The organism is Paenibacillus sp. FSL H3-0457 (assembly GCF_037981725.1).
Lineage (GTDB): Bacteria > Bacillota > Bacilli > Paenibacillales > Paenibacillaceae > Paenibacillus > Paenibacillus amylolyticus.
Genome location: NZ_CP150283.1, coordinates 6,260,310 through 6,276,178 on the forward strand (window position 1 = coordinate 6,260,310; position 15,869 = coordinate 6,276,178).

Consider the following 15,869-nt stretch of genomic DNA (forward strand, 5'->3'; position numbering starts at 1 on the left):
AGCCGTGCACATATTTTATTTAAATAAGACTATTAAGACCCTAGCGTATCGAGCAAATTATTGCATACGGATGATTCTTGTTCCGATGATTTCTCCGCTGAGCACTCGGCTCAGGATTTGGGGTTCGCTGCCGTCTACGATGACGACCTCACGTACTTGGCCATGAATACATGCAATTGCTGCACGTACTTTGGGAATCATACCGCCATAGATTTCTCCGGTCTGGATCATGTCCTCAATCTCTTGTACAGATACGGATGGCAGTACTTTTTTCTCGCCGCCTACGTTCTTCATGATGCCAGGAACGTCTGTCACGACAATCATCCGGCTTACGCCGAGATGAGATGCCACTGCACCCGCAGCTGTATCTGCGTTAATGTTGTAGCGTTGTCCAGTTGCATCTACGCCAACCGGTGCGATAACCGGCATGTATCCCATGTTCACGATGCCTTGGATAATCTCTGCGTTCACACCAGTGACATCGCCTACCCAACCGATCTCTGCGTGGTTCGATACGGGCTTCGCCTGAATGAGACCCCCGTCCACGCCGGACAAGCCTAGTGCACGACCGCCCACACGCTGAATCAGGCGCACGATCTGTTTGTTGATACTGCCCGCAAGCACCATCTCCACTACGTCCAGCACAGGTTCAGTTGTTTTGCGCAGGCCATTAACGAATTCGGTTTCGATACCAAGCTTCGCCAGGTTATCCGAGATCGCAGGACCTCCGCCATGCACGATGACTGGTTGCGTGCCCTGAGACTGCAGATCACGCAGATCCGCAAAGAAAGACTCGGGCAATGCTGCCAGCGTGCTGCCTCCACATTTCATGACAAACATCTGTTTCTCTGTGCTCGCTTCCGTTGCGGTACTCTCGTTTGGCATTGTTGAATTCATGAGGGCAAGCTCCTATCATAGTAAAAATTATATTCAAAAAAATATAACACTTTTATACGGTCACAAAGCCTGGTAGGAGTCCATTCCGAATTCGGATTGTTCTTTCGATCGCTGTTGTCTCCAGGTATCTTGAATTATCCCTATATAGGGGAACACCCGGAGACAAAGGCGACCGCTCCGCTTCTGCAGAATCAATTCCGTCTTCTCCATTACTATCGCTATATGTCCAACACCAAACAACAAGTTTAAATTTCATTGATAATTTTTGAAACATCTCACGAAACAGCTTCACAATAGAAGACAGCTGTTTCGTAAAACCTTTACCCCAAAGGTTTATTACGTGCGGTATGCGGCGTTAATTCGGACGTAGTCATACGTCAGGTCGCAGCCCCAGGCTGTTGCTATTCCTTCGCCGTGGTGCAGATCCACCACAATGCGAACTGTATCAGTCTGCAAATAGGCCAATGCCGCTTCTTCATCAAACACGACGGGACGGGACTGCGCGAGTACCGAGATATCTCCCAAACGGATATCTACGGTATCCGGGTTTACCGGCTGTCCTGCACGCCCTACGGCTGCAATAATCCGTCCCCAGTTGGCGTCTGCGCCAAACATGGCGGATTTCACAAGACTCGAACCGATGACAGTTTTCGCGATTGCTTGCGCGGACTCATCACTTACTGCTCCTGTAACTTCTACCTCGACCAGTTTGGTTGCTCCTTCACCATCGCGAGCAATGGCTTTGGCCAGCACTTGGCATACATAGGTGAATCCAGCTGCAAAAGCATCCCAGTCCGGGTGCTCCATCGTCAGCTCTTCATTGCCTGCATATCCACTGGACATAGCTACCAGCATGTCGTTTGTACTCGTATCTCCATCTACGGTAATCATGTTAAATGTATGATTGGTTGCCTGGCGCAACAGGCTCTGCAACGCTTCTGCACCAATGACCGCGTCAGAGGTCATGAAAGCGAGCATTGTCGCCATATTCGGATGAATCATACCCGAGCCTTTGGCGGCTCCCGCAATTGTAACCGTCTTACCGTTAACTATAACGGAGACGCAAGCTTCCTTTTTCACCAAATCCGTTGTCAGAATCGCTTGTGAAAATTGCTCCGCCTCATTCGACTCCTTGCCCATATGCGCTGGAAGACCAGTGATACCTGAATGTACAGCATCCATTTTGAGCAACTCCCCAATGACACCTGTGGATGCCACAGCCACATCTTCTTCTGCCACACCCAACTCACGCGCAGCAGCCGATCGCATCGCATAAGCATCTTCTTCCCCTTGTTGCCCTGTACATGCATTAGCATTACCACTGTTAACGATAACAGCCTGAAGGCGTCCGTTGCTCAAGCTTTCGCGCGTTACTTTGAGTGGTGCTGCTTGAAACACGTTCGTCGTGTATACAGCAGCAGCTGTAGCCGGTACATCACATCGGATTGCTCCGATGTCATTGCGAGATGTCTTTTTCAATCCGCAGTGAAGTCCACCAGCAGTGAATCCCCCAGGGGTTACAATTGTTCCGTTCTCAACCACGGTAAAAGTCTGTTGCTCCACATTCGTTCCCATATCATATCCCCCGTATGCGTTCAGCTATATGCTGATGATCGCCTGCTTAACCTAATCCGTTCTCCCTAGAAGACTCTGAGAGAGCACTCTTACACCGAATGTCCCAGTGCTCCTCCTGAATTCCAATCCCTTATGGATATACCGGTGTCATGTTCAGCCCGAGGTTCTCCTCCCATCCCATCATCAGGTTCATATTTTGAATCGCTTGCCCGGAAGCACCCTTCACCAGGTTGTCGATGACCGAAATAATCGTTAAACGCCCTGTGCGAGAATCCACCGCAAATCCGATATCACAATAGTTGGATCCGTACACTTCTTTGGTAGAAGGCCAGATGCCCGGTTCACGTACACGTACGAAAGGTCGGTTCTCATAATATTTGCGGTACAAATCCACGATCTCCCGGTCGCTGTGTTCCCCAACGAGGTTTGCATACATCGTACTCATAATTCCACGTGTCATTGGCACCAGATGTGTTGTGAAAGTAACCGTAACAGGCGTTCCCGTTATATTGCCAAGCACTTGTTCGATCTCGGGAATATGTTGATGTTTATTCAGTTTATAGGCTTTGAGATTCTCGTTCATCTCTGCATAATGGTACGACAGATGGGTTCCCCGTCCTGCACCGGATACGCCTGATTTAGCATCAATAATAATAGTAGAAGGATCAATCCAGCCTGCCTCTACTGCAGGGATCAGTCCAAGAAGTGTAGCCGTTGGATAACAACCTGGGTTGGATATAAAATTCTGTCCCTTCACTTCTTCGCCATACACCTCAGCCATGCCGTATACCGCTTGTTCCAGCAAATCAGCTGGAGGCGCCGGATGTTTGTACCACTCTTCGTACACTGTTCCATCCTTAAGTCTGAAATCGCCAGACAGGTCAATCACCTTAAGTCCTGCTGCCAGCAGGCTTGGTACGAGCTTAGCACTTACGCCGGACGGGGTCGCTGTGAATACCAGATCCGCACGACTCGCAATTTCAGCCGGATCTACACCGTCGAGTGGCCTGTGAATCACGCCCGTCAAATGCGGAAATCCATCTGCGATGGACTCACCACTGCTCGATGATGAGATCACCGATGTGATTTCAACCAGCGGATGGTTCTGGAAAAAACGAATCAGCTCCACCCCGCCGTAGCCGGTGGAACCGACGATTGCTACTTTTAATTTGTTATTCACTCTCGCTCCCCCAATCTCGATGTATGCGCTACTTGTGCTATGTCCTTGCCTGAAGGATACTTGAACACAGCAATTCCGTCGCTTATATGCATATTTGTGTATTATTATACGACTCTGGTTATATAAATACAACACTCTATCATCAATTTCACATGGATTTTCATCCAATCCGAACATATCTTTTTTTCTCATCCGGGACGAATTGGTATACATCTGTTAAAATACGTATTAGTAGGAAACATTACAATCAGGGTCTCATTCATAACTAACCTGCTACCAAGGACATATGAATAGATTCATGATGGTCATTATGAGACGTGGGGGACTATAGTGCATATCGAATCCATTTTACTTATTGTACTCCTTGGCCTGAATATTATTTTTGCCGCAGCAGTCGTTTTCTTCGAACGGAAGGATGCCAGTGCTTCCTGGGCTTGGCTGCTCGTCTTGAACTTTATTCCGGTGTTTGGGTTTTTACTTTATCTTTTAACCGGTCAGAACCTGACCCGATACCGGCTTTTCCAGTGGAAGGAACGTAAGAAGCTCGGGCTAGAGGAACGTATTGAAGCCCAGCTCACGCAGTTGCACGATAACCGCACCCCTTTCCGCAACCAAGCAACCGAGACTAGCCAGGACATGATCTATATGAACCTGAAGCAGAACGGTGCTCTGGTGACGGAAGATAATGCGGTCGAGATCATTACGGATGGAACAGATAAATTCCAGCGGCTCTTGGATGACATCGAAGCGGCTCAGGATCACGTGCACGTACAATACTACATTTATAGAGGCGACCGTCTGGGCAAAAGAATTCGAGATGCACTCATCCGCAAAGCGCGTGAAGGCATCAAAGTTCGTTTGCTGTATGACGCGCTCGGATCGCGGCGGGTATCCAAACGCTTTTTCAAAGAATTGCGCGAAGCAGGCGGTTTGGTTGAAGTCTTTTTCCCCTCCAAATTCAGTCTGATCAACTTGCGTATGAACTACCGGAACCACCGTAAGATTGTCATCATCGATGGTAACCTTGGGTACACAGGCGGGTTTAACGTTGGAGATGAGTATCTCGGCTTGAACTCCAAATTCGGTTACTGGCGTGACACACATCTGCGTATTCAAGGGAATGCCGTTCATGCGCTGCAGACCCGTTTTCTCCTGGATTGGAATGAAGCGTCCAAACAACACGACACACCTTATGTTCCGGCGCATTTCCCTCATATCGAGGGTACAGGAAAGATTGCCATGCAGATTGTCTCCAGTGGACCGGATGCAGAGACTGAACATATCAAGAACAGTTACCTCAAGATGATTAATGGGGCCAAACAATCGATTCTGATTCAAACGCCTTATTTTATCCCGGATGCCAGTGTATTCGAAGCTATTCGTCTCGCGTGTCTGTCCGGCATTGATGTTCGCATTATGATTCCAAATAAACCCGACCACGCCTTTGTATATTGGGCTACGTTATCTTATATTGGTGAGTTGTTGAAGGTGGGCGCCAAAGTATTTATATATGATAATGGCTTCATTCATGCCAAAACACTTATCATTGACAGTTTGGTTGCATCCGTGGGAACCGCCAATATTGACTACCGCAGTTTCCGGTTGAACTTTGAGGTTAATGCTTTTATGTACGATGAAGCGATTGCGACAGCACTTGTACAAACCTTTGAGCACGACCTGCATGTATCGCGGGAAATGACGCTCGATGAATACCAAAAACGTAGTCTCATTATCCGCTTCAAAGAAGCCATTTCCCGTCTGCTATCTCCGATTTTGTAGCGGTCAATATTTATAGTAAAAAAACAGGCACATCCTCTCCCGTCATTTCGGAGAAGGATGTACCTGTTTTTTTCTTGTCTTGAAATTCCAAACTTATGAGCCTACACGGCTCACCCGCTATTTTTCACACCGTTCACACATGTTCTCCCCGCTTAAAACCTTCACCAAGCACTTCGTGCGCGTTACTAATAATGACAAAAGCTCCTGGGTCCACAGACCGGATCAACGCTTTAAGTCTTGGCACCTCATTTTGCCCAACGACTACCATCAGTACTGTTCGTTGATCGTCAGTGTAACCGCCTTTGGCTTCCAGCTTCGTTAATCCGCGATCCAGATCATCCAGAATCACTTTGCTAATCGCTTCGGTCTGGTTGGAGATAATATAAGCCACCTTTGAAAAGCCCAGCCCCATCTCAACAGCATCGATCACTTTACCAGTAACATACAACCCAATCAGCGCATAGAGGGACTGCTCCAACGACAATACAAAAGCAGCCATAATAATAACCGTAGCATCCATAATTACGACACAAAGAGAATAACTCAGTCCGCTGTATTTCTGTACGATTCTGGCAAGAATGCTCATGCCACCTGTTGATCCTCTACCTCGGTATACAATTCCAATCCCTAAACCAACACCAATCCCACCATACAGTGAACCAAGTAGCGGATTCGTTGTTGGAATGGCCCAATCCTTCGTGAGATAAACTAACAGTGGCAGGACAATACTGCCCAATACCGAGCGAACACCATACTGCTTGCCAATGAGCAGGAAACCCGCAATCAAAAGTGGGATATTAATTGCCCATTGGGTATATGCCGGCTCCCAATTAAGCCATTCCTTGCCCAGAATTGATAACCCGGACACCCCACCCGAAGCGATCTGATTTGGTAATAAAAATAAATTAAAGGCCACTGCAATTAAAAACGAACCTACAATGATAGATACCGTATCCACGACGTTTCTCCATGGACCATTGAGTGGAATGAGGCTAGTTATCCTCTTTTTGCGATTATTGTGAAGTTGTGATCGTTGTTGCATGTTCTCGTGCTCTCCTTTTATGTGACTGATCAGTTGTTCGCTCATTTTTTCTATCCTATAAAATTATTCAAAAAAAAGCTCCCGTATACACCAGCATACGCCTACACGTATGGGTCCATACAGGAACTTATATTAATCGGTTTCTACTTTAATCTGGCTACGCAAATAACCATCGATGAATGCATCGAGGTCGCCGTCCATTACTGCCCCTGTATTTCCAGTCTCTACGCTTGTACGGTGATCCTTTACCATACTATAGGGATGGAACACATAGGAGCGAATCTGGCTACCCCATGAAATATCCGACTGATCTCCTCGGATTTCATCCAGCTGTTGTTTTTGCTCTTCAATTTTACGCTCATACAATTTCGAACGAAGCATCTTCATCGCCCGCTCACGGTTCTTGATCTGTGAACGTTCATTCTGACACGTTACAACTACACCTGTCGGAAGGTGGGTAATCCGCACGGCTGAGTCGGTGGTATTGATATGCTGTCCACCCGCGCCACTCGCACGGTAGGTATCAATCTTGAGATCCTCTGTTCGAATGTCCAATTCAATCGTATCATCAATCTCAGGAACCACATCACATGATACGAAGGACGTATGTCTACGGCCCGATGAGTCAAAAGGAGAGATCCGCACCAGTCGGTGTACACCCTTCTCGGCTTTCAGATAACCATAAGCATTGTGCCCCTTGATCGATAGCGTGACACTCTTGATCCCCGCCTCATCTCCTGGCAGATAATCCAGCACCTCAACCTTGAAGCCACGCTTCTCGGACCAACGTGTATACATCCGCAGTAACATTTGTCCCCAGTCCTGTGACTCGGTACCACCTGCGCCCGGATGAAGCTCTAGAATGGCATCCATCTTATCATACGGCTGGTTCAGGAGCAGCTGAAGTTCGAACTCTGCCACCTTGCTCACGATCGCTGTGACGCTTCTACCGATCTCTGCAGCGAGGTCTTCGTCGCCTTCCTCGTCAGCCAGTTCTACCATCATCACCGCATCATCGTAGTCCTGTTGGAGTTTGGTGTATTGATCCACAGATCCCTTCACCGCATTTAGCTCAGCGATTACGGATTGCGCCTTGTCACTATCATCCCAGAAATCCGGAGCAGACATCTTCACTTCGAAGTTGCCGATCATCTCTTGCTTCAGATCTAAGTCAAAGAGACCCCCTAAGGTTGGTTAGTTTCTTGCCTATTTCACGCAGGTCATGCTTCACGTTTGGATCGATCATGTGCAATTCCTCTTTTCATTAAGATAAGCTCCCCGCATCCAGGGCATTCCTCCAGATCAAGTATCCGATGCGTTACCCTGGTGTTGAGACTACTGTTGTATCAGTATCTCTCTTCCCCGTGATCATGGTCATATTATTATAACTATGCACCATTAATCGGTTTTGCATCCTTCACTTCATCCTATGGAATACCCGGCTGCAAGGAGCCATTCATGTCATTCGTGTATAAATGAACCCTTTAACTACTCTTGACCGTGGCAGTGTTTGAACTTCTTACCACTACCACATGGGCATGGATCGTTACGTCCGATTTGGTCAGAAACCTTCACTGGACGTTTCTCAGCAGGTTCACCGCTTGTCGAGATCTGACTTTCCTCAACAACCGCTTGACGCTCCTGATTGCTCTCGATCTGTGCTCTCATCACATAAGTCGCTACTTCTTCTTGAATCGAAGCGATCATTTGATGGAACATCTCGAAGCCTTCGAACTGGTACTCACGCAGTGGATCTGTACCGCCGTAGGCACGAAGGTGGATACCTTGACGCAATTGATCCATTGCATCAATATGATCCATCCACTTGCTGTCTACTGCACGGAGCACAACCACTTTCTCGAACTCACGAACCATCTCTTCGCCAATTCGCTCTTCACGTGCATTGTACTTGTTCTGAACTTTCGTGAACAGGAACTCGATGATCTCTTCTGCTTCCTTACCCCACAGATCATCTTTAGTTATGGAACCATCGTCCAGCAATTTGCTGTTCATGTAATCAGCAACTTCCTGAAGCTCCCAGTTTTCCGGGATATCGTCACTACAATGTGCTTCAACGATACGTTCAATGGAAGGCTTGATCATATCCATAACGATTTGTTTGATATTTTCGGACTCCAGTACCTCGCGGCGCTGTTTATATATAATTTCACGTTGTTGGTTCATTACATCATCATATTGGAGAACGACTTTACGCACGTCAAAGTTGTTACCTTCAACACGCTTCTGCGCTGATTCTACTGCACGGGTAATCATCCGGCTCTCGATCGGTTGGTCTTCTTCAAAACCAAGACGCTCCATCATGTTCAATACATTGTCTGCACCGAAACGTCTCATCAATTCATCACCCAGTGACAGGTAGAATTGTGTTGAACCCGGGTCACCTTGACGTCCCGCACGGCCACGTAGCTGATTATCAATCCGGCGTGATTCGTGACGCTCTGTACCGATGATATGAAGGCCGCCTACTTCAGCTACACCATCACCCAAGATAATATCTGTACCCCGTCCTGCCATGTTGGTTGCAATCGTTACTGCACCCGCTTGACCAGCTCCTGAGATGATCTCTGCTTCTTCCGCGTGGTACTTGGCGTTCAGTACCTGGTGTTTGACACCACGGCGTTTAAGCATGTCAGACAGACGTTCAGAGTTCTCAATGGACACTGTACCTACCAGAATCGGTTGATTCTTACTGTGGCGTGCCACGATCTCTTCTACAACGGCATTGAACTTGCCATCGATGCTCTTGTACACGACATCTGCCATGTCATCCCGCTTGTTTGGGCGGTTGGTTGGAATTTGCAGTACTTCGAGACCGTAGATTTTTTTAAACTCTTCTTCCTCGGTTTTCGCTGTACCCGTCATACCCGCAAGTTTACGGTACATCCGGAAATAGTTCTGGAAGGTAATCGTAGCAAGCGTCATGCTCTCATTTTGTACTTCAATGCCTTCTTTGGCTTCAATCGCTTGGTGCAATCCATCACTGTAACGACGTCCAGACATCAGACGACCTGTGAATTCATCGACGATCATGACTTCCTCATCACTGACCACATAATCCACGTCACGACGCATGATTGCATTAGCTTTCAAGCCCTGTACAATGTGATGGTTGAGAGTTACATTGGCATGATCATACAAGTTCTCGATACCAAATGCTTTCTCTGCTTTTGCCACGCCCGCCTCAGTCAACGCTACGGATTTCACTTTAATGTCTACCGTAAAGTCTTCTTCAGGCACCAAACGTTTCACAAAACGATCTGCTGCATAGTACATATCCGTCGACTTCTGAGCTTGTCCAGAGATAATGAGTGGCGTACGCGCCTCATCGACCAAGATGGAGTCTACTTCATCAATGATACAGAAGAACAATGGACGTTGTACCATTTGCTCTTTGTACAGCACCATGTTGTCACGCAGATAGTCAAAACCAAACTCATTGTTCGTTCCGTACGTAATATCACATGCATATGCATGTTGTTTCAACGCATGGTCCATACCGCTGAGGTTAACCCCAACCGTCATGCCCATGAACTCATAGATTTGTCCCATTTCCTGGCTATCCCGTTGTGCCAAATAGTCATTGACTGTGACCACGTGTACACCTTTGGACATTAACGCGTTCAGATATACTGGAAGTGTTCCTACCAGCGTTTTACCTTCACCCGTTTTCATCTCGGAAATACGGCCTTCATGCAGAGCGATACCGCCCAGCATCTGTACATCGTAGTGACGTTTGCCCAGTACACGACGTGATGCCTCACGTACGGTTGCAAATGCCTCTGGAAGAAGTTCATCTGTCGTTTCTCCCTTTTCAATACGAGCACGGTATTCGTCCGTTTTACCTTTCAGTTGTTCATCAGACAACGCCTGAAATTGTGGTTCCAGTTTATTGATCACATCGACCGTCTTCATCAGACGTTTAACATCACGTTCATTCATGTCGCCGAAGATCTTTTTGACAAGTCCTAGCATGGTATACCCCTTTCATGCAAAACAGAATAGACCCCCTGTTGCCGCCACGCGACACCATCGGATGGATATTGCATCCACTTGCCCGGGGGTGACAAACAATATGATTTGAGCTTAATGAAGGTTACACTTCGTCAACTCAGTTGCCAGAATGTCCTTTCGATCGCTGTTATCCCCTGATTTCTTTTAAACTCTCTTCTCAGAGGGGGAAATCCGGGGATAAAGGCGAACGCTTCGCTTCTACAGATCATTTCCGCCCTCTTCGTCATCCGTGTAAAAATCAAATTCAAATCATATGCTAATAAGTAATATGATGAATCAACTCCAGGCTTGCCAAGGGTTCCTCATGAAGCTGATTCGGTATTCAAACGGATTCGGTTATTAAAAAGTAGCCGAAGCCCGAGCCTTGCGAATCATGTTCATGGTGCTGTGCCTGTCATTGATTATGATTAGCGATCATTCGTTGACAATTCCTCATCAGGACAATGATTCTCTTTGCATAAATTGTAACAGTTTGTAAGAGCCGCCGCAACACGCCACGGCACACTTCTTTGAACTTCTGAGACATATCAAACCGAGTTTAAGTGCAAAAAATCATAGTCGTTAGCGGAAGCGTCCGATTGTCATGTTTCGTTTTGCAGGATAGACAGCTCTGTCAACGAATTTTGATGGTAAATTTGGATGGAAATCTCAATATCCAGTTCTCGAATGTAGGTATACGAATATTTTCGTAAGCATCGGAATCTGGCAGTAAACTTTTACAGTTTGTGCTTCTTCTTACTATCTATTAGACGCAGCAGCATAGGGAATAGTTTCACCATTTTATTTCCAAAGATCATTTCCCAGCTTCTCTACGCACAAAAGAGCCCCATCCCCTAAGGGATGGAAGCTCTTGTTAAGTCTAATTCAGGAAACTACAGTCCCTGTCTTCATTATTATTAGATATTCATACGCATGTCCGTTCCGATGATCCTGTACGTTAAGATTAACCTTGTTCGATCAATCCGTACTTACCATCGTTCCGTTTGTAAACAACGCTAACTTCTTCACTGTCAATGTTGGAGAATACGAAGAAATTGTGACCAACCATGTTCATTTGGAGGATGGCCTCTTCCACGTCCATTGGTTTCAACATAAAGCGTTTCGTCCGTACGACTTCAAAATCATCGTCATCCGTATCCGTATCCAGTTCAGCAGTAGCTACAGTACCTGTTGGATCTTCAACGAAGAGTGTTTTCAGGCTACCTTCCTGGCGGAACTTACGGTTAATTTTTGTTTTGTGTTTGCGGATCTGACGTTCCAGCTTGTCCACTACGGAGTCAATGGATGCGTACATATCGTCGCTCTCATCCTCGGCGCGGAGCACAATGCCTTTCAAAGGGATCGTCACCTCTACCGTATGCAAACCTCTCGTCGTGCTCAATGTAACAGCACCGTCAGAGTTAAGGGGTGCATCGAAATACTTCTCGAGTCTACTCAACTTTTTGTCGACATAATCCTTCAAAGCATCAGTAACCTCGATTTGTTGACCTCGAATACTTAAATTCATAGGGCACTCCTCCTTTTTCCTTTGCCACTTCATTATAACACGAATGTAAGCGCCATGTAAAAACTCCAGGTGACCGAATAATGACATCTGTTCAAGCCACATCTGCCAACGTAGGCATAACGCCATATTTCGCGATATTTCATCATATTCAGCCATAATCGAATAATTACTTGGTATGTCTTATTAGGCGCTTGATGACGTATTTAACCGTTTTTGAGCCTGCTCAATCTAATATGTAAAATGAACTTCAATCTATCTCTTAAATCTCTTGAATCCACTAGAATATTGTTCCTCGGATGATTCTCAAATCTCGAATCTATTAAAACAAAAAAAGACCCCGGAAACGCCGGAGTCTGATGCTAGCGATAATTCAATTTGGTAACCATCTAACCATATATGTAGGTCGGATTGTCCGGATGATTATAATTTGATTACGTTAGCTGCTTGCGGTCCACGCGCGCCTTCGACGATGTCGAATTCTACGGATTGACCTTCTTCCAAAGTTTTGAATCCTTCGGATTGAATTGCGGAGAAATGTACGAATACGTCGCCGCCGTCTTCAGTCTCAATGAAACCGTAACCTTTTTCTGCGTTGAACCATTTTACTTTACCTTGCATGCACTAACATTCCCTTCGTCATCAAATGAAGTGAAGCTTTCGGCCTTAACCTCTGCCCACAATTCAGATAATACCATCCAAAGTTATCCATTGTCAATTGGAAAAGTAAATGTTTTCTTGGAATTTTTTGTAGATTAATTGGGGATTGTGTTGAGAGGTGGGATATTATTTATATGTCAGGTTATTTGTAATAAACCGCCGTTGGAAATGGTTCTAATCCTTTAGCATACCAATAGTTCAAACTACTTGCAAAGTCTATAACCTTCTTTTTATCCAAATCATACACCAAGAGATCTGGATCGCCCGCCATATCAATTTCGTCCAATCTTCGAGGTGTCTTTCTACCCGATACATCATCAAAAGTACTCCAGCTTCCCACACCAGAAACAAATTCAGACCGGAAGGAAGTAAACAATGTCTCTTTATCTAGAACAATAAAAACAGCATTGTCTGAATTCACATATTGAGATGTATATTTAAATGGGATAGTCACACTTTTAATTTTCACGTCCGAAATATCATGATTCAACGATGAATGTGCGCCACTATTACTAAAAGTATATGTTCTATACCAATTAAGATGAGCATTTATATTGGAAACAGAAGACGTGTTCCCAACCTTTAAACCATTGACAGTGATATCTCCGTTGGGATACTCCATAACAGCCGATATCAGATTTTCAGAATACGAAGTGAGCTTCGCTGTTTTGGCTGGATTATTGGGGTCAGGAATGACTGAGGGATTAGCCATATTAGCATGAATACTATAACTATCACCTACAGTACCTGTAGATGTTACACGAAGCCCCCAATCCCCTGCTCCCAAATCTGTTGCAAATTTGATCTCACCTGCTTTTCCTCCAAATGGAGTCGGCGTTGCTGTTCCAGTACTCCAATCAATTGAATACAGATCAACTCTATAATTAGAGTTAGTAGATCTAATTTGAGTTAGTATACTACGATTCGAAGGGACACTAAAAAACCAAAAGTCTGATGGATCTGCTGCAGATAAACTGTCATTAAAGCTCATCAGATCACCAGTAACATTAAAATTCGACATAATTGAAAACTCAGGTCGACTAACTTGGATAGTCTTTCCTCTAATCAATCCTTGTGTTGAAGTTGAATCTGTTAAAACTGACTTTTCAAAATTCGTTGGCAGTTCAATTTGGACTTTTTCTACAGATCCTTCCTTATTCTCAGCTAGTACAGTACTGCTAACTAATCCACTCAGTAAACTAATACTTAATAAACAACTTGCTGTCATCAATCGTATTCTTCTCATCGTTCTACCTCTCTTCTTTTTTTCCTTATAAGTACCAGAGAAAACACTAGTTAGGTAAATTATAAAGGTATATATAATATATTATGTATTTATATTGAATTTCCTTCCTTAATGTGTAATTAGTTATTATATTTTCTTTATAATCATCTATTTTAAATAGTAAATCAATGAATTGAAGGGTTGTAATATGAAGTGCCACACCTACTGTAAATAGGGCACATAAGCGGATTAGTGTAAAAATGAAGTCACCCCAACAACCAATGATCTGTCATGAGAATAGCCCTTTACTAGCGTGTTTTGCGTTCAAACAACGTTGATACGTATTTTGCCCTTTCTTTGTGCGACCCGATATGACCCTGTCCAGTTCTCAGTACCAAACGTTTCATGAGGACGAAATTCTCTGGAACGATCCGAAAACGATCTGCCAATGGCGAATTACCGCGAGTTACTGTGGGTTTCTGGTGCTTTCCTTTGTGTCAGGGAGTCTGTAACGTTTCTTGACTGCCCATCGTGGGATCCTTCGATAGATCGTTTTAAAGGAGAACGAAAGCCGGCCGTAGGTGCTTGTTATGTGATTTTCTCTGGAGGCCACGTTGCCTTGAACTTTCCCCCTAAGAAAAAAGCCATTTCACCTGATCATTTATCGGGAGAGACAGAAGCCTTCGGAGCTCCTAATAAGTGTCATGGGCTTGCTCAGTATGACAGGGCTGCGACGACTCATGAACTTTGGCTAGCTTGCGGGGTTTCAATCTTGCTGCATTCGATTATGCTAAGACATACATGGCTCTGAGTGAATTCCCTTGTGTAACCAGCCAGTATCTCGGAGGTACCGTCCTCAGATTTACCGCTGACCAAGGAAAGAATTTTGCTTGCTATGGCAACTGGAAACAACCTATACTCGCTCATTTAATTCACAAATCCCTATTCATCTTGGCAACGCGGTGCGAATGAAACTTCGATTGGGTTACTTCAAGAATTTTTACTAAAGTTACCGATCTAGCTCAAATTAAATATAAAAAATTCGCCCGTTCACTGGATCTAATTAACTCACAGACCACTAAAATGCTGGGGCTAGAGAACCGCTCACAAATTCCCCACAAGAGGAACTTTCACAACTTGTTTCACAATCGGTTTAGAAATTACACAAAATTGCTATTAATCGGGTAATAACCACTGGCTTAGCCGGTGACCTCCACAGCCCTATAGGGCATCGTACTGGCTACGGTCCTATAGTTCTTTCATGATCAACGGTCGGTAGTTCTTATCCTCCGCTAGCTGATTCCGAATGTATTCGGCGATCACTTTCTTGTTTCTTCCTACCGTGTCCACGTAATATCCTCTGTACCAAAACTGTCAATTGCCATATCGATATTTCAGATCGGCAAACATATCGATAATCATTAGCAAACTTTTCCCTTTCGATAACCCATGAATTCCAAAACACTCATTTTTGGCGAAATATTCACCAGTTTGTATATGTGATCGACACAAACTTCCGCCTCCAATATTTCTATATCTTTCCTCTTACATAGCTATCTAAAGATCTTCCCAATTTCCCTTTTGAACTTCCCATAGATCACTTGTCTTGGATATTTAGGCGCAAATACAATATGGTATATGCAGTTCAATTTCGCATGTACTAGACTGCTTTTGTCCATCTTGCTCCCTACTTTGTTTCATCCGTGCGGTTGGCAGACCGGCACTCATTTTATCATGAATGTCAAAAGGTGAACTATTTATAGCTATAAGCTTCACAGAACCCCCTGTCGGACGAGAGCTCTGAAAAAGTTTCTTATAAAAAAACGATAAAAAAATGAGCCTATAGAATCGCTTCTAAGGCTCGTTTCGCGTTTTGGGAATCATATTTGAACCGCTAAATTTTTGGTGTTTTCAAATAGAGGTAGTTTTCCAGTGACTTCAGTCTGGAGAGCTTAAAAAAAAGAGAGCATATTGC

The 15,869-nt window shown here is 45.0% G+C and carries 10 protein-coding genes and 1 pseudogene; 1 reads left to right on the forward strand and 10 read right to left on the reverse strand.

The genetic code is table 11. The features are described from left to right. Window positions 1-57 precede the first annotated feature (57 nt). From argB to argC, 3 genes are all read right to left on the reverse strand, one after another. Complete coding sequence (gene argB / locus MHH25_RS27660; protein ID WP_100528444.1) at window positions 58-897, reverse strand: acetylglutamate kinase; 840 nt, start codon at window positions 895-897, stop codon at window positions 58-60. Between the two features lie 336 nt (window positions 898-1,233). After that, window positions 1,234-2,472 (reverse strand): bifunctional glutamate N-acetyltransferase/amino-acid acetyltransferase ArgJ, encoded by a 1,239-nt coding sequence (gene argJ, locus MHH25_RS27665; RefSeq protein WP_340018617.1) that lies wholly within the window; start codon window positions 2,470-2,472, stop codon window positions 1,234-1,236. Between the two features lie 130 nt (window positions 2,473-2,602). Beyond that, window positions 2,603-3,652 (reverse strand): N-acetyl-gamma-glutamyl-phosphate reductase, encoded by a 1,050-nt coding sequence (gene argC / locus MHH25_RS27670; protein WP_340018618.1) that lies wholly within the window; start codon window positions 3,650-3,652, stop codon window positions 2,603-2,605. A 330-nt stretch (window positions 3,653-3,982) separates the two neighbouring features. On the opposite strand from argC, the gene cls reads away from it, so the two are divergent. After that, a complete protein-coding gene (cls, locus tag MHH25_RS27675) occupies window positions 3,983-5,431 on the forward strand; it encodes a cardiolipin synthase (RefSeq protein ID WP_340018619.1) in 1,449 nt (482 codons plus the stop codon). 133 nt (window positions 5,432-5,564) lie between these two features. On the opposite strand, the gene MHH25_RS27680 is transcribed toward cls, so the two are convergent. The 7 genes and pseudogenes from MHH25_RS27680 to tnpA form a co-directional block, all read right to left on the reverse strand. Then, window positions 5,565-6,473 (reverse strand): YitT family protein, encoded by a 909-nt coding sequence (locus MHH25_RS27680; RefSeq protein WP_036612451.1) that lies wholly within the window; start codon window positions 6,471-6,473, stop codon window positions 5,565-5,567. A 132-nt stretch (window positions 6,474-6,605) separates the two neighbouring features. After that, window positions 6,606-7,719, reverse strand: a protein-coding gene (gene prfB / locus MHH25_RS27685; protein WP_101313559.1) for a peptide chain release factor 2 whose coding sequence is annotated in 2 segments (ribosomal slippage) — window positions 6,606-7,646 and window positions 7,648-7,719 — 1,113 coding nt in all. Because the reading frame shifts where the segments join, the coding sequence is not laid out codon by codon here. Between the two features lie 242 nt (window positions 7,720-7,961). Further along, complete coding sequence (gene secA / locus MHH25_RS27690) at window positions 7,962-10,466, reverse strand: preprotein translocase subunit SecA (RefSeq protein WP_036667733.1); 2,505 nt, start codon at window positions 10,464-10,466, stop codon at window positions 7,962-7,964. A gap of 982 nt (window positions 10,467-11,448) precedes the next feature. Further along, window positions 11,449-12,012 carry a ribosome-associated translation inhibitor RaiA gene (gene raiA, locus MHH25_RS27695; protein ID WP_036667734.1) on the reverse strand — a complete coding sequence of 188 codons (564 nt, stop codon included), beginning with the start codon at window positions 12,010-12,012 and terminating at the stop codon, window positions 11,449-11,451. Window positions 12,013-12,432: 420 nt separating this feature from the next. Continuing rightward, a complete protein-coding gene (locus tag MHH25_RS27700) occupies window positions 12,433-12,630 on the reverse strand; it encodes a cold shock domain-containing protein (RefSeq protein WP_024631599.1) in 198 nt (65 codons plus the stop codon). Between the two features lie 181 nt (window positions 12,631-12,811). Beyond that, window positions 12,812-13,915: a hypothetical protein gene (locus tag MHH25_RS27705; protein WP_340018620.1), complete on the reverse strand. Its 1,104-nt coding sequence runs from the start codon at window positions 13,913-13,915 to the stop codon at window positions 12,812-12,814. A 1,227-nt stretch (window positions 13,916-15,142) separates the two neighbouring features. Further along, window positions 15,143-15,573 (reverse strand): annotated as a pseudogene (gene tnpA, locus MHH25_RS27710) (IS200/IS605 family transposase). Window positions 15,574-15,869 lie beyond the last annotated feature (296 nt).

Coding starts and splice junctions, on each gene's coding strand:
- MHH25_RS27705 (WP_340018620.1), bottom strand. CDS start 13,915: ATGAGAAGAATACGATTGATGACAGCAAGTTGTTTATTAAGTATTAGT.
- raiA (WP_036667734.1), bottom strand. CDS start 12,012: ATGAATTTAAGTATTCGAGGTCAACAAATCGAGGTTACTGATGCTTTG.
- argJ (WP_340018617.1), bottom strand. CDS start 2,472: ATGGGAACGAATGTGGAGCAACAGACTTTTACCGTGGTTGAGAACGGA.
- MHH25_RS27680 (WP_036612451.1), bottom strand. CDS start 6,473: ATGCAACAACGATCACAACTTCACAATAATCGCAAAAAGAGGATAACT.
- secA (WP_036667733.1), bottom strand. CDS start 10,466: ATGCTAGGACTTGTCAAAAAGATCTTCGGCGACATGAATGAACGTGAT.
- MHH25_RS27700 (WP_024631599.1), bottom strand. CDS start 12,630: ATGCAAGGTAAAGTAAAATGGTTCAACGCAGAAAAAGGTTACGGTTTC.
- argB (WP_100528444.1), bottom strand. CDS start 897: ATGAATTCAACAATGCCAAACGAGAGTACCGCAACGGAAGCGAGCACA.